General features: G+C 38.5%; 16 protein-coding genes and 1 tRNA gene. 12 read left to right on the top strand and 5 right to left on the bottom strand.

Annotated features, from left to right (window positions below; genetic code table 11):
* The first annotated feature begins 348 nt into the window (after positions 1 to 348).
* On the top strand, positions 349 to 630 hold the full coding sequence (locus tag JET18_RS11975) for a hypothetical protein (protein ID WP_202091323.1): 282 nt from the start codon (positions 349 to 351) through the stop codon (positions 628 to 630).
* A complete protein-coding gene (locus JET18_RS11970) occupies positions 620 to 1,030 on the top strand; it encodes a hypothetical protein (protein ID WP_202091321.1) in 411 nt (136 codons plus the stop codon). The genes JET18_RS11975 and JET18_RS11970 overlap by 11 nt, the downstream gene beginning before the upstream one ends.
* A 32-nt stretch (positions 1,031 to 1,062) precedes the next feature.
* Here the strand turns inward: JET18_RS11970 and JET18_RS11965 are convergent, their stop codons facing one another.
* Positions 1,063 to 1,944 (bottom strand): cupin-like domain-containing protein, encoded by an 882-nt coding sequence (locus tag JET18_RS11965; RefSeq protein WP_202091319.1) that lies wholly within the window; start codon positions 1,942 to 1,944, stop codon positions 1,063 to 1,065.
* A gap of 496 nt (positions 1,945 to 2,440) precedes the next feature.
* Between JET18_RS11965 and JET18_RS11960 the strand changes: the two genes are divergently transcribed.
* Positions 2,441 to 5,116 carry a Plug and carboxypeptidase regulatory-like domain-containing protein gene (locus tag JET18_RS11960; RefSeq protein WP_202091316.1) on the top strand — a complete coding sequence of 892 codons (2,676 nt, stop codon included), beginning with the start codon at positions 2,441 to 2,443 and terminating at the stop codon, positions 5,114 to 5,116.
* 56 nt (positions 5,117 to 5,172) lie between these two features.
* On the opposite strand, the gene JET18_RS11955 is transcribed toward JET18_RS11960, so the two are convergent.
* A complete protein-coding gene (locus JET18_RS11955; protein ID WP_202091314.1) occupies positions 5,173 to 5,670 on the bottom strand; it encodes a DinB family protein in 498 nt (165 codons plus the stop codon).
* 309 nt (positions 5,671 to 5,979) lie between these two features.
* Here JET18_RS11955 and JET18_RS11950 point away from each other — a divergent pair, with 309 nt between their 5' ends.
* The 8 genes from JET18_RS11950 to JET18_RS11915 all read left to right on the top strand — a co-directional run bounded on the left by JET18_RS11950 (position 5,980) and on the right by JET18_RS11915 (position 14,573).
* On the top strand, positions 5,980 to 6,894 hold the full coding sequence (locus JET18_RS11950) for a GLPGLI family protein (RefSeq protein ID WP_202091312.1): 915 nt from the start codon (positions 5,980 to 5,982) through the stop codon (positions 6,892 to 6,894).
* 134 nt (positions 6,895 to 7,028) lie between these two features.
* A complete protein-coding gene (locus JET18_RS11945) occupies positions 7,029 to 7,283 on the top strand; it encodes a FeoA family protein (RefSeq protein ID WP_202091310.1) in 255 nt (84 codons plus the stop codon).
* Positions 7,283 to 9,316, top strand: coding sequence for a ferrous iron transport protein B (gene feoB, locus JET18_RS11940; protein WP_202091309.1), 2,034 nt, complete (start codon positions 7,283 to 7,285; stop codon positions 9,314 to 9,316). Before JET18_RS11945 ends, feoB begins: the two co-directional genes overlap by 1 nt.
* On the top strand, positions 9,316 to 9,468 hold the full coding sequence (locus JET18_RS11935) for a hypothetical protein (protein ID WP_202091308.1): 153 nt from the start codon (positions 9,316 to 9,318) through the stop codon (positions 9,466 to 9,468). The genes feoB and JET18_RS11935 overlap by 1 nt, the downstream gene beginning before the upstream one ends.
* Positions 9,469 to 9,536: 68 nt before the next feature.
* On the top strand, positions 9,537 to 10,565 hold the full coding sequence (locus JET18_RS11930; RefSeq protein ID WP_202091307.1) for a DUF4421 family protein: 1,029 nt from the start codon (positions 9,537 to 9,539) through the stop codon (positions 10,563 to 10,565).
* Positions 10,566 to 10,835: 270 nt separating this feature from the next.
* Entirely contained in the window at positions 10,836 to 12,218 is a 1,383-nt protein-coding gene (gene glmM / locus JET18_RS11925) for a phosphoglucosamine mutase (RefSeq protein ID WP_202091306.1), read from the top strand.
* A 503-nt stretch (positions 12,219 to 12,721) separates the two neighbouring features.
* A complete protein-coding gene (locus JET18_RS11920; protein WP_202091304.1) occupies positions 12,722 to 14,104 on the top strand; it encodes a tetratricopeptide repeat protein in 1,383 nt (460 codons plus the stop codon).
* Between the two features lie 64 nt (positions 14,105 to 14,168).
* The gene (locus tag JET18_RS11915) at positions 14,169 to 14,573 is read left to right on the top strand and encodes a GNAT family N-acetyltransferase (protein ID WP_202091302.1); all 405 of its coding nucleotides are present in this window, start codon (positions 14,169 to 14,171) and stop codon (positions 14,571 to 14,573) included.
* A 461-nt stretch (positions 14,574 to 15,034) separates the two neighbouring features.
* On the opposite strand, the gene JET18_RS11910 is transcribed toward JET18_RS11915, so the two are convergent.
* Genes JET18_RS11910 through JET18_RS11900 form a run of 3 tightly spaced genes read right to left on the bottom strand, consistent with a single transcriptional unit; the run spans position 15,035 to position 17,003 of the window.
* Positions 15,035 to 15,925 carry a DMT family transporter gene (locus JET18_RS11910; protein ID WP_202091300.1) on the bottom strand — a complete coding sequence of 297 codons (891 nt, stop codon included), beginning with the start codon at positions 15,923 to 15,925 and terminating at the stop codon, positions 15,035 to 15,037.
* Entirely contained in the window at positions 15,912 to 16,565 is a 654-nt protein-coding gene (gene aat, locus JET18_RS11905) for a leucyl/phenylalanyl-tRNA--protein transferase (protein ID WP_202091299.1), read from the bottom strand. The genes JET18_RS11910 and aat overlap by 14 nt, the downstream gene beginning before the upstream one ends.
* A 60-nt stretch (positions 16,566 to 16,625) precedes the next feature.
* The gene (locus tag JET18_RS11900) at positions 16,626 to 17,003 is read right to left on the bottom strand and encodes a DUF3127 domain-containing protein (RefSeq protein ID WP_202091297.1); all 378 of its coding nucleotides are present in this window, start codon (positions 17,001 to 17,003) and stop codon (positions 16,626 to 16,628) included.
* A 174-nt stretch (positions 17,004 to 17,177) separates the two neighbouring features.
* Here JET18_RS11900 and JET18_RS11895 point away from each other — a divergent pair.
* Positions 17,178 to 17,259 (top strand) — tRNA-Leu (locus JET18_RS11895).
* Positions 17,260 to 17,261 lie beyond the last annotated feature (2 nt).

Genomic DNA, 17,261 nt, shown 5'->3' with positions numbered 1-17,261 from the left:
ATAGCTGGAACATTGCAATGACGCAAATATTTGAAAATAAGGTTTTACAGCAAAACATCGATCACCGATAAAATGAATCAGCTATTTTATTTGATTAACATTGCAACAAAGTAATCTTACCAATGATCCACCTTGCTGAAAATCTCTGATTTTCTTGCGTCTTAAAACAGTTCCCCTTAAAAAAAACTTGCGTCCTTGCGATTTTCCAACAGAAAAAAACATTTAAAATATTGATAATCAGTAATTAATTTTCGGGTTTTTCACCTACGCAGAAAGGGTGTTTTTCCTGATGACTTTAGAACAGACTCTGCCGAACTTTGCTTTATAAAACCAATAAAAACTATAGTTATGGCCACTAAAAAGCAATTTTTCGTTTCATTGGAAGGCGTGGATCTTACCGATGAACAGTTGAAGAACATCGACAGGGGAATACAGAATGTAGTACTTTCTGAACTTTCAAAGATTGACAATACACAGGCTTTCGGAGCTCACAGAGACTTCAAAGGACTGATAAAACCAATGAAAATAAAAGACTGGTTTCCGTGGGGAATCCTTATTTTCAAGCCTGGAATTGATATTCAGAGCCAGATCAAAGACATTCAGTCTCAAATAAAAAGATATGGAGGCTGATTCTTCTGCTTCAAAAAAAATGTGTCCCAGTTATGTTGGAAAAGTTGGGGCACAGCTTTTTGGAGTTGTTGGGAAAGACGGGAAGGTACAGTTTATCACGCCCCTCACCGTCACAGAAGATTTTCTGGAACAGAATAAAGATAAAAACAGCCTGGAGCAAAGGTTCCGGTTTACAGGAAAATGTGTTGAGAAAGGCTGTGCACAGTGGGATAAGGAAGAATCCAAATGTTCCCTTTCCCGAAAGGTTCAGAATTTAGATATTCACAAAGAAACCGAGCTGTCATACTGCCCGATCCGGTCGCAGTGCAGATGGTTTTCTCAGGATGGAAAAGAAGCCTGCTTTTCCTGCAACGAGGTAACGAGAAATATGGAAGAACTTCTTCTGAATATTCAACAATAAAAAAGGCGCTTCTTATTGAAACGTCTTTTTGTTTATTTTGGTAAGCCTCTTTTCAAGGCCATTTCTGCGGTTTTTACGGCTGCTTTTTCCTTCCAGTCCATGTATTTATTTTTAAAATTGGACTTCATAATATCGTCAAATTTACGCTGAACCGTAAGATTCCAAATGGAGTGAGCTTTTACAGCCCAGGATTTGTCCCATGCTCTGAGAGAAATGGAGAAACTTCCGTCCAGGTATTTCATCCAGTGCCACCAGCCTGTAGGCATGAAAAGGGTGTCCCCGTGTTCCAGGAAGCACTCAATTCCTTCTACGCCGTCTAAGGCGGGATATTTTTCAAAATCTGGATTGTCAATATCATAATCTTCCAGTGCGTAGGTAGCGTATGGAAGCCTGTACAGCCTTTCTTTCCACTTATATTCAAACAGCTTCACATGCTTTCTTCCGTTGAAGTGCGTGTGAAATATATGTGCCATATCAATATCAAAATGAAGGAACGTTACAGAACTTTTTCCACCAAAAAACATAGAAGGATATTTGTCCAGAAAACCTCCCATAAGCTCTTTAGGGGCAATAAAATCGTCCATTAACTTATTGGCATGTTTTATCGGGTCAAAAAAGAAAATTCTAAGATCGGTAGGTTCTCTCTGGATGAGGTCTATATAATCTCCGAACTTCATTTTTGTAGTGGGTGTATTGATGGGAGCGGCAGGATCGGCTTTTTTAGAATCATAAAGAGGAACTTCCACATCACCTACCACTTCCTTTACATAATCCATAGTCCACTTCTGATAGGCAGGCCATTTTCTTGCCATATTTTTAATGACAACGGGCCTTCTGGGCTTTAGATATTTTTCCATAAACTCTTCCTGAGTAATATCATCTACAACATCTATAGGCTTTAAAATAATTCCCATTCTATAAATTTTATGTTACAAAATTATTAAATAAATATATATGAATCAGGGTTTAATTTTTTTTTAATCTATGATTCAAATCATTTTTAACTATTTAGACTAAATAAGAATTTTAAAAATGATTCTTTAAGCCAAACCCTCTGGTTTTTACTTCATATAAGACCATATTTTATCCGGAAATCTTACATCCGGGTAAAAAAACTGAATGATCTGTTTTCAAAATGCTGAAACAGAATTTAAAGAATCAGCATACCAAACCTAAATATAAAATAAAATTGACAGATCGCTATTCAAAACCTGAAAATTCTTAATCAGGGAACGCTTAACCCTTTATTTTAGGCAAGTATGCTAAATTTTTTTCGAAAGGCTTGGGTATTTAAAAAATATCACTAGTTTTATAGTGTTAAAAACATTTAACCTTTTTCTTTAAAATACATCTTTATAAAAAGTGTAACAAAAAATACAACCGACGAACTAATTAGGCAAATAATAAATTATGAAAAGAAAGATATCCTTATTTCTGATGCTGTTTTTTACAGTGCTTACATTGGCACAGAAGACAGTGTCAGGGAAAATTACCGATGAAGACGGGGTAGCTATTCCAAGTGCCAGTGTTACCATAGAAGAACCGGGTAAGGATGCTATTCTGGCCTATGGGATCACCAATTCTAAAGGGGAATACAAAGTAACCTTCACTTCCGCAGAACCCAACGTAGACCTGAAAGTGAAAGCCTTCAACCAAAAACCTCTGACCAAACAGATCAGCAACAGCGACCAGGCCCTGACATTCAAAATGCAGTCTGAAGCTACAGAAATAAAAGAAGTACAGCTGAAAACCAAAATGATCACAGCGAGAGGCGATACCATTGCTTATGATCTTAAAGCTTTTGACAGCAAAGGCGACAGAACGCTTGCCGATGTGATGAGAAAAATCCCCGGTATTGAAGTCAATAAAGACGGAAGTATTCTTTATCAGGGCAACGCGATCAATAAATTCTATGTGAACGGAAAAGACCTGATGGAAGGAGGCTATGGAACCATCAACAACTCTCTTCCGAAAGACGCCGTACAGAAAGTGGAAGTTCTTGAAAACCACCAGCCGGTAAAAATCCTTCAGGATAAAGTGCCGTCTGAACAGGCAGCTATTAATATCAAACTTAAAAACTCTGTGACCATGACCGGTAGAGGAGAAGTAGGAACCGGATTTGGAGAGCCATGGCTATGGAATGTTAAGTTAACACCCATGTTTTTCGGACAGAAAAGCCAGTGGGTAGTGAATTATAAAACCAATAATATGGGTGAGCAGGTGGAAAATGAAGGAAATATCCTGGCATTCGGAAACAGATTTGAAGGAAGAAGAATCAATGCTTCTCAAAATGACTGGCTGAATGTAGAAAATGCAAGTACTCCAAACCTTCCGGTAAAAAGATATCTGATGAACAATGTACATTACCTGTCGGCAAACTACCTTACCAATATTGATAAAAAGAAAGAGTGGGAGCTTAAAGCGAATGCCAACTATACCAACAATGCTGTTGAAAGAGAATCTTACAGTCAGACGGATTACTTTGGAGGAAGCTCTAATTACACCAATATTTTTAATAATTTTTATACGGATAAAGCGAAAGGGGAATTGATATTTACAAAGAATGCTAAAAAAGGATTCTTTAAAAACACGACAAGCTTTTCCCAATACTGGAATGCAGACAGAGGAATTGTTGACAGAACAGATGTTAAGGATGGCAAATTGAGACATGCAGATGAAGCATTGGAATCTCCTACAACATCATTTCAGAACTCATTGAGTACCATCATTCCATGGAAAGAAAAAATGGTGAATGTCTTGTCTTTTTTGAGTTATCAGACCGATAAGCAGAATCTGGAAATTTCGCCGGCATCTTATTTAGATGTTCCTGGATTTACACCATCATCAAGTAATTTTGTTCGCCAGAATTTAAGATTAAAAAGTTTTGAAGCGAACCATTCTGCCAATATTGGTTTTTCAAAAAAAGGATGGACATTTACTCCGGAAGTCGGATTTAATTTTAAAACAACAGATTTAGTTTCAGATTTATCAAATATTACTACAACAGACGTGCTTCCATCAGCATACAGTAATGATCTGAAATATACAACGGCAACACCTTATGGAAGTTTAGGGGTAAATTATAAGAGCGAATCCTGGATGTTGTATGCCAACTTTCCTGTAAATTCTAATAATATTAAAGCAGAAGACCCAATGAGAAGCGTTTCAAAAACAGTAAATAAAGTTACTTTTGAGCCAAATGTTTTTGCTCAGTATTCTTTTGCTTCTTTCTGGAAAGCTTCGGTAAATGCGAATATCAACAATAATTTTGGAGAAATAAATACGGCTTATTCAGGATTCCTGATGACTTCACCAAGCAGTATTAATGCAATGGATATCAATAATCCTATTCCTCAGAACAATAATAAATCTGCAGGAACAAGAATAGAGTACAGAAACCCGCTGAATAATCTGTTCTTTAATATTAATTATAGATTTTCTGATGCCAAAAGAAACCTGATTTCCAACCCTACCATCAATGGACCAGGATATACCATCATGAAATATATAGAGCAGGATAATCATGTTTTAAATAATGGATATACTGCTGAAGTAGGAAAGTATTTCCCTAAATTCAAGACCAATGCTTCCCTTAGCTACAGTAATAATACAACCAAATCTGATGCTTTCTTAAATAATGCTTCTTATACCAATAACAACAACAGCCAGTCTTACGGAATTAAATTCAACAATACGTATTTCAGCTGGATGAGTGTAGATTATAATGCAAGTATTTCCAGAACAAAACAGAAAAGTACAGGGAATATAAACTCCAGCGCCATCAGAACAGGATTTACACATAATCTGGGCGTGTTTTTCTATCCTGTTGAAGACCATACGATTGGGTTCAACTGGGATCAGGTAAATACAAATGCCGCAGATCAAAAATACCGCAATGGATTCTATGATGTATCCTATCAATTTACCTGGGCAAAAAAGAAAATTGATTTTGAGCTTAAATGGATGAATATTGCCAATAAGAAAGTATTTGAGACCTATGATATTAATACTACAAATATTACCTATACAAGATATCAACTCCGCCCAAGCCAGGTAATGTTTACCGTAAAATTCAACTTTAAATAAATAATAAAAACCAATCCCGCGGGATTGGTTTTTTGTTTGAGATATATTCTGTTCTTTTAAAAGCTCTGATGATCTGCAGAAGGTCCGTAGCTTCCCGGAAGAGGAATGTTATTCAATCTGTAATAAACCCCTAGTTGGGCTCTGTGGTGGGTAACCTGGTTTAAAGAATGGCGGATGGAGCCGTATTTGGACCATTTTGCCACTTCATGACCATTGTTTTTTAATGCCCAGAATTCGTTGAGATCTTGCTCATTGGCCTGATCAAGAGCGGCCTGTGAAGATTTGAAATTCTCATCCAGTACCTGAAGAAGGTCTTCTTTTGTTGAAAGCTTTTTCGGCTGATAATCACCTTTTGCAAAATCCAGGTCAGATGTTTTAAGCATCGTGTCCGGCCATCCGAAAATTTCCGAAATATGGGTGGCAAGGTGCATCATTTTCATACTTCTTTCATGAGGAGCGTAGTCGTTCAGTCCTTCCGGATAAGCCTCGAAAAACTTCCTGGTCGTCTGGTACTCCGTTTCAAGTTCATCTTTAAATTGTGATAAAGTATCCATAATATTTTGTTTTTAAGTACTTTAAAGGTAAGTCTTTTGAAACGGAAAATGTTTTAACGGAATCATAATTTTAACAAGAATCCCGGAAAGGTAATTTGTTTAATAAACTCGGGACAAAGCCTCGAAATATCCTTGCCAAGGTTTTAAACCTGGGCAAGGACAACCACAACAACTTTCAGTATTCCTTTATAAGAAAAAGACATTTATTTACTTAATTATCAATTGTTTATGTTTTAGATGAAAAATTTTCGGAAAAAAAAGTGTAACATATTTCATCAATCAGGAACTAATTCTATAAACAGTATTACAATGAAAAAACTATTTTCTGTATTCTTTATCGCCCTTTTTGCCTTTGCATCGGCGCAGGATTCCAAAGAATCAAAAGAAACAGCAAACCGTTTCTTTTACGAGTTGACTTTTAAACCGAAAAAAGATTCTGCAAAGCTGGATAATGTAGTCATGACTCTTGATATTGTTAAGGGCAGATCCGTTTACAGAGACTTTACAGCCGTTGGACAAGATTCAATTCTAAAAGTTCAAATTGAAGCAATGCAGAAGGCCGGAGTCTTTAAAGATCTGTCGAAATCTTTCAAGATGCCGAAGTTTTCGGAAAAAATTGTGAAAACTTATCCCAATATGGAAATCCGGTATATTGAAAGAATTGCAAGCGGATTTTCTCCAATGACTATTGGCTACGATGAACCTGCAAAATTCGATTGGAAAATTTCTGATGAAAAAGCAAAAATAGGGGCTTATAACGCTCAGAAAGCAACAACAGAGTTCGGTGGAAGAAAATGGACGGCGTGGTTCAGCTCAGACCTTCCTTTCCAGGATGGACCGTATAAATTTTCAGGACTTCCAGGCTTGATCGTAAAGATTGAAGATGAGGGCAAAAACTATTCTTGGGTTCTTAAAGGAAACAAAAAAGTTCCGGATTGGGATGAAGTAACTTACATGGAAAAACTTTCAAATTTAGGTTTAAAAGTGACAGAAATGCCAAGAGACAAGTTTGAGAAAACATTTAATGACTTTAAGAAAGATCCTTTTGCAACGGTAAGACCAATGATGACGCAGGAAATGATGTCCAAAACAATTCCGGGAATGGACGGAACCGTTGGAGATATGATGAAAAAACAGGAAAAGGGTTACAAAGACTTCTTCAGTGCCAATGATAATCCGATAGAAATTTCATCTGCACAAAATCAGGAGAAAAAGAAAAAATAAGCATTCATATCAACTAAATTATATTCAAAATCAACCCAGGTACAGCAATGTATTTGGGTTGATTTCTTTCATATCTCCCGTTATTTAGATTAAATTTAAATAGCGTATATTTGCCTTTACAAAAAAAGCAGGTTTTGAAAGATAAGGACTTACATAAATTGAGCGGATTCCCAAAAAACAAAATGGGAAAAATTTTGGGTTATGATAACGATCACCTTAAGATGCCAAACAAGATCATCGAAATGGGGCTTCTGCCGGAAACCATTTTCAGGATCCTGTATCAGGCGCCGTTTAATGGTCCTATGTATGTGGAATTTGGAGAAGAAAAAAGCCGCATTGCTTTACGTGAAGAAGAAGGAAATTATATCATTGTTGAAGAATTGAATTAATGCAGGAAAATAAGAAAAAACAGGTCCTTTTAGTCGGGAATCCTAATGTGGGGAAGTCTACGGTTTTCAATGCACTTTGCAACAAAAAGCAGAAAACCGGAAATTATGCAGGCGTTACTGTTGCGAGCCATTCCGGAAACTATAGCTATAAAAATGAAGAGGTTGAGGTAGTGGATCTTCCGGGTTCCTACAGCGTGTATCCAAGCTCAGAAGATGAGGCTATTTTTTCAAAATTTCTTATTGACGAACAGAAAAACTATGCAGGGGTGATTTACATTCTTGAAGCCTTGAGCTTAAAGAGAGGATTGCTTCTGTTTCAGCAGATACAGGACCTTGGTGTTCCTATGATTCTGGTGGTGAACCAGATTGATCAGGCCGAAAGAAGAGGAATTACGATTGATATTCAGAAGTTTTCTGATGCTTTGGGAATTAAAATTATTCAGACCAATGCTAAAGAACAGCTGGGTATAGAGGAGATCAAAGAAGCTGTCCTGACAAACAACTTTGTAAAGGCAGACAAAAGCTCTTTTGAAACCCCGAACGAACACAAAGATTTTATTCAGAAAATTGCTGCCCACAAAGGCATTGATAACGAATATAAAGCCTGGATGAGCCTTTCTTTAGGATCAGATCTGGGAAGAATAGAATCCATACACGACAAATTGAACGGACCGGATTCCAAAAGCCTGGTTCCCAAAAGACTTCAGGTTCAGGAAACCGTAAGAAGATATCAGAACGTAGATAAAATATTAGCCGATGTTATCTCTAAAAAACCGCAGTTCAAAGAACTTCTGACCGAAAAATTAGATAAAATACTCGTTCATAAATTCTGGGGCTACGTGGTTTTCCTGATGATCCTGCTGATTATTTTCCAGAGCGTATTCTTTCTGGCCGAATATCCGATGAACTGGATCGATGATTTCTTCTCATGGCTAACAGCTTTTACCGCTGAACATCTGCCGGAAGGACCTGTCAACTCCTTGATTTCTAATGGGATTGTTCCCGGAATTGGCGGGATTGTAGTTTTTGCCCCGCAAATTGGGATTTTACTGTACTTCCTTTATTTACTGGAAGACTCAGGCTATATGGCAAGAGTGGTTTTCCTGATGGACAGACTTCTCCGTCCGTTCGGGCTCAACGGGAAAAGTATTGTGCCGCTGGTTTCAGGAACAGCGTGTGCTATTCCGGCTGTGATCTCCACGAGAAATATTGAGAATGTAAGAGAAAGGTTTTTAACCATTTTGGTAACGCCTTTTATGACCTGTTCAGCAAGGCTTCCGGTTTATAGTATTATTATAGGACTTATTATTTCAGAAGGAACCTTCCTTGGAATTAAATATAAAGCACTCGTGCTGATGGGAATGTACCTTCTCGGGTTCCTTGTAGCATTATTTTCAGCAGCAATCCTTAAAAGATTTATCAAAAATGAAGGTAAAACCTATCTGGTAATGGACCTTCCGACCTATAAAAAACCTCTTTTCGGGTATGATCTGAAAATGGTTTTGGGTAAAGTATGGGATTTCGTTACAGGAGCAGGAAAAATCATTTTTGTGGTAAGTATCATCATCTGGTTTTTAAGCTATTTTGGGCCTAAACAGAAGCCGGATCAGTTTGTGGCAGCCGATGTGGAGCTGGATCACTCTTATCTTGCTAAAATGGGGAAAGGAATCGAACCGCTTATTGAACCTTTGGGTTACGATTGGAAAATGGGGGTGGGAATCCTTACCAGCTTTGTAGCGAGAGAAGTTTTCGTAGGAACCATGTCTACCCTGTACAGCCTGGAAGATGATGCTCCGGAAGTGAAAGTAATTGATAAAATGAGAAGAGACGTAAAGCCTAATGGTGACAAAGTGTTCAGCTTTGCAACCGGGATTTCCGTACTTTTATTCTATGCATTTGCAATGCAGTGTGTCTCCACACTTGCAGTAGTCTACAGAGAAACCAAAAGCTGGAAATGGACCGGCTTTCAGGTAGCGATGATGACCGGTTTGGCATATTTTGTGTCGTTGATAGCTTATCAGATTTTAAAATAATGGATACTTCACTGATTTTTCAGTACGTGATTATCGTACTGATCGTTGCATTTGCCTGCTACTCTTTATTTAAGGTACTCAGAAAAAACTTTGCGCCGAAAAAATTCAGCTCCAAAAGAAACAGCTGCGACAAAGACTGCGGATGCTCGTAATCCTGTAACAGGCTTTTAATTGAAAAAATTATAGTAATTTCATATCCTGAAAACTAAAACCATTTCAATTGAGACCGAAATCAGCCATCGTCTTTTTGTGTTCTCTTGCAGCCGTTCTGGTAAAAGCCCAGACAGATACCGCCAAAATCAAATCTTATGCAGATCAGGTGATGGTGCGCGTCAATCTGGATACCAATATTGAAAAATATGTTTTAACGGAAGGCCCTGAGGACAAACCGTTGGAAACCATCCTTACCATCAATAACAAAACAAGAGCTTCCTTTTCCATTGATTACAGGATCATCAGTGCCACCATTTCATTTACGCCAGGCTTTCTGCCGGGTAATAATGATGATGCACTGAAAGGCAGCAGTTCTTACGCAGACCTGAGATTAAGGCTTTTCCCTAAAAAATTTATCCAGACCGTTTACTACAAAAATGTAAAAGGGTTTTACATAGAAAATATGAGCGATCTTTATCCGGAATGGAAAGAAGGGAGGGATCCGTATCTTCAGTTTCCTGATCTCAGGGTTCAGAGTTTCGGAGGCTCTACCGCGTATGTTCTGAAAGATAATTTCTCACTGAAAAGCATTTATACCCAAGGAGAATGGCAGAAGGAAAGCCGTGGAAGCTGGGTGCCGATTCTGGATTATGACCTTTCTGTATTCAGGGATATTCTGGATGGCAGGAAAAGCAAAGGAACGCAGTACAGTTTCGGAGCCAGCATGGGGTATTTTTACAACTGGGTGCTGGGCAGCAAAAAAAGAGTGAATATTGCGCCTAATATAGCATTAGGGTTCGGAGGAATGTTTTCCAGCGACTGGGATATCAACAGCGACGGCTCAAAATCAAATAAAGAAAATAAACAATACCTGACCCTCAGATTTGCTACGGGACTTCATATAGGATATAATACAGACCGTTTTCTGTTCGGTGGAAAATTCAATATGAATGCTTCAGCTTATAATGAAACAAAAGATCAGAACGTACAGAATAATAACCTTTACGGTCTGTTGTATATAGGTTACCGTTTTCCTCCGCCAAAAGTGGTGGAGAGGAATTATGACAGGATTCAGAAAAAGATTCCCATTTTATAGCTAGGGTAGAAGCAGGAAGATGGAGGATGGAAGTTACTAGCGGACATCATATAAAACGGGTGCCTTTAAGTTAACCAGTTGAAGCAGTTTAAGAAAAATTAATAAAACCACACTGTATTTCTGTTTTGGCTTATATGACTTCCTTCTTCGCGCTTCGGGCTTCCTGACCTTATGATAAAAACAGAAAGGTCTTATCACGAACGCAGGTTAACTTATAAGTCTTTTAAGTATCTTTGCCCCGAATAAAACCAATTAAAAATATAGTATAGAATGTCGTTAATTAAATCTATTTCCGGGATCAGAGGAACTATCGGAGGGAAAGTAAATGATAACCTGACGCCTCTGGACGTGGTGAAATTTGCTTCTGCATTCGGAACCTGGCTTCAGAATACACAAAATAAAAAGAATTTAACCCTTGTCATAGGAAGAGACGCCAGAATTTCCGGCGGAATGGTTTCTTCACTGGTGACCGCTACCCTGCAGGGATTGGGAATCAATGTAGTGGATCTGGGACTTTCCACAACGCCAACGGTGGAAATAATGGTTCCCGAACTGAATGCAGACGGAGGAATTATCCTTACCGCTTCCCACAACCCAAAACAATGGAACGCCCTGAAACTGCTGAACGGCAAAGGAGAATTTATCAATGGAGAGGACGGAGCGAAAGTACTGGCTCTTGCTGAAAGTGAAGACTTCAACTATGCTGAGGTAGACGATCTTGGAACATATGAAACCAGAGAGGATGCGTTTGATATTCATATCCGGCAGATTCTTGATCTTCCGATGGTAGATGTGGAAGCCATTAAAGCTAAAAAATTTAAAGTGGTTCTGGATGCCGTGAACTCTACAGGAGGAATCGCGATTCCGATGCTTCTTGATAAGCTGGGCTGTGAAACCGTAAAACTATACTGCGAACCGAACGGACAGTTCCCGCATAATCCCGAACCTTTGAAAGAACATTTGGGAGATATCTGCGAACTCGTAAAAAAGGAAAATGCAGATCTAGGAATCGTAGTGGATCCTGATGTAGACAGATTAGCCCTTATTGACGAAAAAGGAGAAATGTTCGGCGAAGAATATACTTTGGTCGCAGTGGCAGATTATCTGCTAAAACATAAAAAAGGAGCCGCAATTTCCAATCTTTCTTCTAGCCGTGCCCTGAGGGATGTGGCAGAAAACCATGGCTCAGAATATTTTGCAAGTGCTGTAGGAGAAGTGAATGTGGTGAATTTAATGAAAGAAAAGAATGCAGTAATCGGAGGCGAAGGAAATGGAGGAATTATCTACCCAGACCTTCATTACGGAAGAGATTCTTTAGTAGGAGCAGCTTTGTTCTTAACCCATCTCGCCAAAGAAAACAAAACAGTTTCCGAATTAAGAGCCGGATATCCGGAATACTTTATGGGGAAAAAGAAAATAGAACTGACCCCGGAGATCGATGTGGATGATATTTTAGCCAAAATGGAAAAGGAATACCAGAACGAGCAGGTTTCCACCATTGACGGAGTGAAAATAGATTTCGAAAAGAACTGGGTTCACCTTAGGAAATCCAATACGGAACCTATTATCAGGATCTATACTGAAGCCCATTCACAGGAAGAAGCAGATAAGCTGGGTGATGACATCATTGCTAAAATTAAAAGCTTAATTTAAATCAATAGGAACGGAACAGAAATGCTCCGTTCTTTTTTTGTGGAAAACGGATAGAAAAAAGTTCATAATTATTTAATCTGGGTTCGGGTATAGGGTCAGGAAGCTGGAGGATGGAAGAGGGAAGTTATTGAAGCCAAAACAGAAATACCGTGTGGTTTTATTCAATTTTCTTAAACTCCATCAATCAATTTAAAAGGAAATGATTAAATCATTGTCTAATAGTAACTTCCCTCTTCCATCCTCCAGCTTCCTGGCCTTTTAGTCTTAACTTTTTCCCCCGAACTCAGGTTATTTAATCACATTTTCCGGTTTTTATCCACAATCCTTTTATCTGTTTTCTTTTTTTACTATCTTTAATATAGAAATTTATGAAAAATTAATTCAAAAAAAAGTTGCAACTTTGCATAAACATTTGAATTTCAGTTTCAGAGGTTATTATTAATTAAAAGTTTGCCGGGGTTTGTAAAGCATATTCAGACATCAGGCTGACAAAGACGACACTATTGGAAGAGTATTTTGGAAATGAACTTGTAAAGAAGTTCGAGGAAATGATGGAAAATAATGATGAATTCTACTTCGACACCGAAGAGCTGGAAGACATCATTGTTTATTATCTGGAGCTGGGTGATTTTAACTACGCAGACAATGCTGTTAATTATGGACTAAAGCTCCATCCCAATTCATTGGATATCAAGATCAAAAGACTTGAGATTCTTCTGGAATGGGAAGACTATAATACCGCAAAAGAACTCATAGATGAACTGAAAGGTTCTTCCATGGAAAATACAGACTTTCTGGTCTGCTATGCGAAGTATTATTCGAACCTGGGAAACCCCAGAAAAGCCATTGACATCTGCAAAAAAGCATTAGAACTGAAAGAAGAAGAGAACTTCCTTCACAACTTTATTGCGGACGAATTTGTAAACCTGGGAGATCCCTTTAACGCTCTTAAACACTACAGAAAAGCACTGAAAGAAGATCCTACAGACGAGTATTCACTTGAAAACTGCATGATCTGTTTCAGCGATCTGAATAAGAGCGATGAGGCTATTGCCTTTCTTAATGAATATTTAGATGAATTTGCCTATTCCGAAACCGCATGGTTCGAATACGGACAGTTTTACTTCAACAGAAAGAACTTCGAAGAAGCCATTAAAGGATATGATTATCTGCTGGCGATCAATTCCAGTTCGGTAGGAGTATATGCCAATAAAGCTGCCTGCTACGAAGCCCTGGGACAGTACCAGAAGGCGGTGGAAGTATATGAGGAAATGCTTGAGCTTGAATATACCAAAGCATTCACATTTTATAAGATAGGATTGTGCTACAAAGCACAGAAACAGTCCATTATGGCACTCAATGCATTTCAGAAATCGCTGAGAGAAGACCCTCAGTTTTATCTGGCGATGATGGAGCAGTCTTATCTGTATGAAGAAATGGGCGGTATGAAAGAAGCTCTGCATTTTGCAAAAGAAGCTACCCAGCTTAATGACAGCAATCTTGACTATCAGAAAAGACTGGCGTTTCTCTTCATAGATTCCGGGAAATTTGAAGAAAGCCTTGCCTGCCTGAAAAAGCTGGTAGATGCTGAACCTTCAAGATTTTACAACTGGTATGCCTATTCGGAAGTATTGATGCTTCTCGGAGAATATGAAGAAGCGGTGACTATTCTGGACAAAGCCATTAAGGTGCATGACAGGGCAGAGCTGTATTACCAGCTGAGCAACTGCTATTTCAACCTGAGAAACCCGGATAAAGGAACCGAATCCCTTCAGAAAGCTTTAAGCATCGATTCATCTCTGGCCACGGATATGCAGAAGAAATATCCATTCATTAAGGATGAGGTAAAAAAAGTCAAAGCGAAGGTAAAAAAGAAGAATTCTTAGGAAGACGGGTTCTGTGATAAATAACAGGAAAACTATTATCAAGTTCATAAAAACAAGTATAAAAGTGAAAATTATTTATAAAACAGATAGTATACCTGATATTAAAGAGATCATAGACTTATATAACTGTTCTGATTATTTTCCAATTGCTGATAGGGAAGACACAGATAGAATAAAAAAGATGCACGATAATGCTGATATTGTTGTAACAGCTTGGGCTAAAGACAAATTAGTTGGATTGGCAAGATCCATTTCGGACTTCTGTTATTGCTGCTACCTTTCCGATTTATGTGTAAGAAATGAATATAAGCAAAAAGGCATCGGGAAAGAGCTGGTGAAAATTACAAAAGAACTGGCTGGTAATGAATGCAAATTAATCCTTCATTCCTCACCAAATGCCATGAATTTTTATTCAAATATTGGGATGGAACAAATAGATTCAGCATTTATTATAAAAAGGGAAAAGTAATATTGGAATAGGTATGTCTTAATAACTAAATAAAATAACAAATCCTGCAGCGATGCAGGATTTTTATGTTTAAAACAAAACAATGCGATGTTAAATATTGCTAAGCATTAAAGTTTACAGAAATAACAAACTTTGCTTGAAGCGTCCACACTACCCACAAGCTTAGTCAGCGATGAAATCGCCACCCTTTGCTTCTCTCAAACTAAAAAGCATCATTCATAAACTTTGCGTCAAATGAGCTCTTATTTTTTACCACAAGTACAACCACAAATATTACCATTATGTCAAAGACATTGTGTCATTCGTGAAAAACATTTGTGAAATTAGTGTTTTAATAAGCGCAAGGTCATTCGCTTCATCAGCGACGTAGTAGAACTCTTCGCTTTCCTTTACATTTAGCAACATCTAAAGTAAAAGCTTAGTGTCAAAACAGATCCGCAGAAAGTATAAAAAAGCCAGGCTTACTTTTTTACAATGCCGGATTTAGACCTTAAAAATATTAATCCACCAATAATAACGGCTGCTCCTGCAAACTGTAATACGCTCAGTTTTTCACCATCCAGAAAGCCCCAGATAATAGCAACAATAGGCATCAGCAGAGTTACCGTAGAGGCAAATAAAGGCGTAGACACCTTCAGAAGACGGTAATTCAAAGTCATGGCCAGTCCCGTTCCAAAAACGGATAAAAGACCTACAAACATCAGCCCCGTCATATTGTCTTCATTAAAAGTGAATGTCGAAAAGAAACCCGTAAATGCCAAAGAAATAACGGAAGGGAAAAATAGAACAAAAGAAAACACAAACGCCGATAAAATCGTGGAAGAAACTCCCATAAGCTTAGATTTTACCGTTGTAGTGCTCATCGCGTAGCATAAGGTGGCCAGCAGTAAAAGCAGGATCGGAACCAGCTTGAACTTCCCGCCTTCGCCATCACCGCCGAAGGCAAGCAGGCAGACCCCGGCAAAGCTTATCAGGGTCCCTATGATCTGTTTTTTCGTCGTATCAAATTTCCAGACCAGCGCGCCCACAATAATCACAAAAATAGGCATCATCGAGTTGATAATTCCCGCAATACTGCTGCTCACTTCCGTTTCCGCGATAGGAAACAGGAACATCGGAATGAAATTTCCGGTAAATGCTGCCAGAATAAGCCATTTTAAATGCTCTTTCGGAAACAGTTTATATTTCGAAATCGCGATCGGCATTAAAATAATCCCGGCAATCAGAACCCTTAAGGCTCCCACCTGATACGGATTGAAATGCTCCAGCGATTTTTTGATTAAAATAAATGATGATCCCCAGATAACCGTCAGTACAATCAGAAGGATCCATTTTTCTTTATCCGCGTTCATTGTTTTTGTGTAAGATTTTTAAAAATTCTTTTTTAGGAATCATTTTCGCACCTAAGCTTTCTAGGTGCTCTGTATGTGACTGGCAGTCAATGAGGTCAAGGTTTTCTTTCGTGCGCTCTACAAAATTGATGAATCCGGCTTTCGAAGCGTTGCTTACCTTCGCAAACATACTTTCGCCGCAGAAAACACTTCCGATCTGAAGGCCGTAAAAACCGCCGACCAGTTCACCGTTCTGCCACACTTCAATGCTTTTGGCCAGGCCGTATTCATGGAGCTTGATAAAAGATTCCATCAGCTCGTCAGAAAGCCACGTTCCCGTCTGTCCCTTTCTGCTGGCTTGCTGGCAGTTCAGGATCACTTCCCTGAAGCTTTTGTTCTCGGAAAAAGTGAAAATTCCTTTATTCAGGATCTTCCGCATCGATTTTGAAACTTTCAGCTCATCAGGATACAGAACAAATCTGGGATCGGGTGACCACCATAAGATCTCTTCTCCCGGATTGTACCATGGAAAAATCCCCAGCTGATACGCGAACCAGATACGTTCTATAGACAGATCACCTCCAAAAGCAATCAGTCCCTCATGCCCGTCATAAAGCTCAGGATCGGGGAATGAAATCTCGTTTTCGTCTAATCGGACCATATTTTGGAAAAAAAATCCCACTTGAGTAAGCAGGATTTATATTTGATCTTATTCTTTTAATTAGAAAGGCAAATCATCATCATCGTCTCCGGCAAAAGGATTCTCATTGGAAACCGGCGATGCAGACTGGGAAGGAGAAGCCTGAGTAGGCTCAGATGCCATATCTGAAACTTTTTCTACTCTCCATCCTGTAATAGAGTTGAAATATTTCGTTTCGCCCTGTGGAGAAACCCATTCTCTTCCTCTGATGTTGATTCCCACTTTTACATTTTCACCTTCTTTAAGGTTATCTAATAAACTGATTTTATCAGACAAAAATTCTATGTTTATCGGCTGTGGATACTGTTCCTGGGTTAAAATAACCATTTCTCTTTTTTGAAAGCCGCTTGCAAATGTCTGAGCATCAAAAAGTTTCTTTACCGTTCCTTGTAATTCCATATTGTAATTATTAACGTTGTAAAAGTAAGAAAATGAAATGTAATATTGGGGGGAGCGGAAAAAAAATATGTGAATTTTAATTTTTTTATCTGAAAAGTTTGGAGGTAAATGAAAAAGTCCTATATTTGCACTCACAAAAACGAAGCAAGCTCTTTAAAATAAACAAACAAACCAGCGGATGTGGTGTAATTGGTAGCCACGCCAGACTTAGGATCTGGTGCCGTGAGGCGTGGGGGTTCGAGTCCCTTCATCCGCACT

The sequence above is a fragment of the Chryseobacterium endalhagicum genome (assembly GCF_016745235.1).
Taxonomy (GTDB): Bacteria; Bacteroidota; Bacteroidia; order Flavobacteriales; family Weeksellaceae; genus Chryseobacterium; species Chryseobacterium endalhagicum.
This window is presented reverse-complemented; position numbering and strand designations above follow the sequence as displayed.

Coding starts and splice junctions, on each gene's coding strand:
- JET18_RS11975 (WP_202091323.1), top strand. CDS start 349: ATGGCCACTAAAAAGCAATTTTTCGTTTCATTGGAAGGCGTGGATCTT.
- JET18_RS11970 (WP_202091321.1), top strand. CDS start 620: ATGGAGGCTGATTCTTCTGCTTCAAAAAAAATGTGTCCCAGTTATGTT.
- JET18_RS11965 (WP_202091319.1), bottom strand. CDS start 1,944: ATGGGAATTATTTTAAAGCCTATAGATGTTGTAGATGATATTACTCAG.
- JET18_RS11960 (WP_202091316.1), top strand. CDS start 2,441: ATGAAAAGAAAGATATCCTTATTTCTGATGCTGTTTTTTACAGTGCTT.
- JET18_RS11955 (WP_202091314.1), bottom strand. CDS start 5,670: ATGGATACTTTATCACAATTTAAAGATGAACTTGAAACGGAGTACCAG.
- JET18_RS11950 (WP_202091312.1), top strand. CDS start 5,980: ATGAAAAAACTATTTTCTGTATTCTTTATCGCCCTTTTTGCCTTTGCA.
- feoB (WP_202091309.1), top strand. CDS start 7,283: ATGCAGGAAAATAAGAAAAAACAGGTCCTTTTAGTCGGGAATCCTAAT.
- JET18_RS11935 (WP_202091308.1), top strand. CDS start 9,316: ATGGATACTTCACTGATTTTTCAGTACGTGATTATCGTACTGATCGTT.
- glmM (WP_202091306.1), top strand. CDS start 10,836: ATGTCGTTAATTAAATCTATTTCCGGGATCAGAGGAACTATCGGAGGG.
- JET18_RS11910 (WP_202091300.1), bottom strand. CDS start 15,925: ATGAACGCGGATAAAGAAAAATGGATCCTTCTGATTGTACTGACGGTT.
- aat (WP_202091299.1), bottom strand. CDS start 16,565: ATGGTCCGATTAGACGAAAACGAGATTTCATTCCCCGATCCTGAGCTT.
- JET18_RS11900 (WP_202091297.1), bottom strand. CDS start 17,003: ATGGAATTACAAGGAACGGTAAAGAAACTTTTTGATGCTCAGACATTT.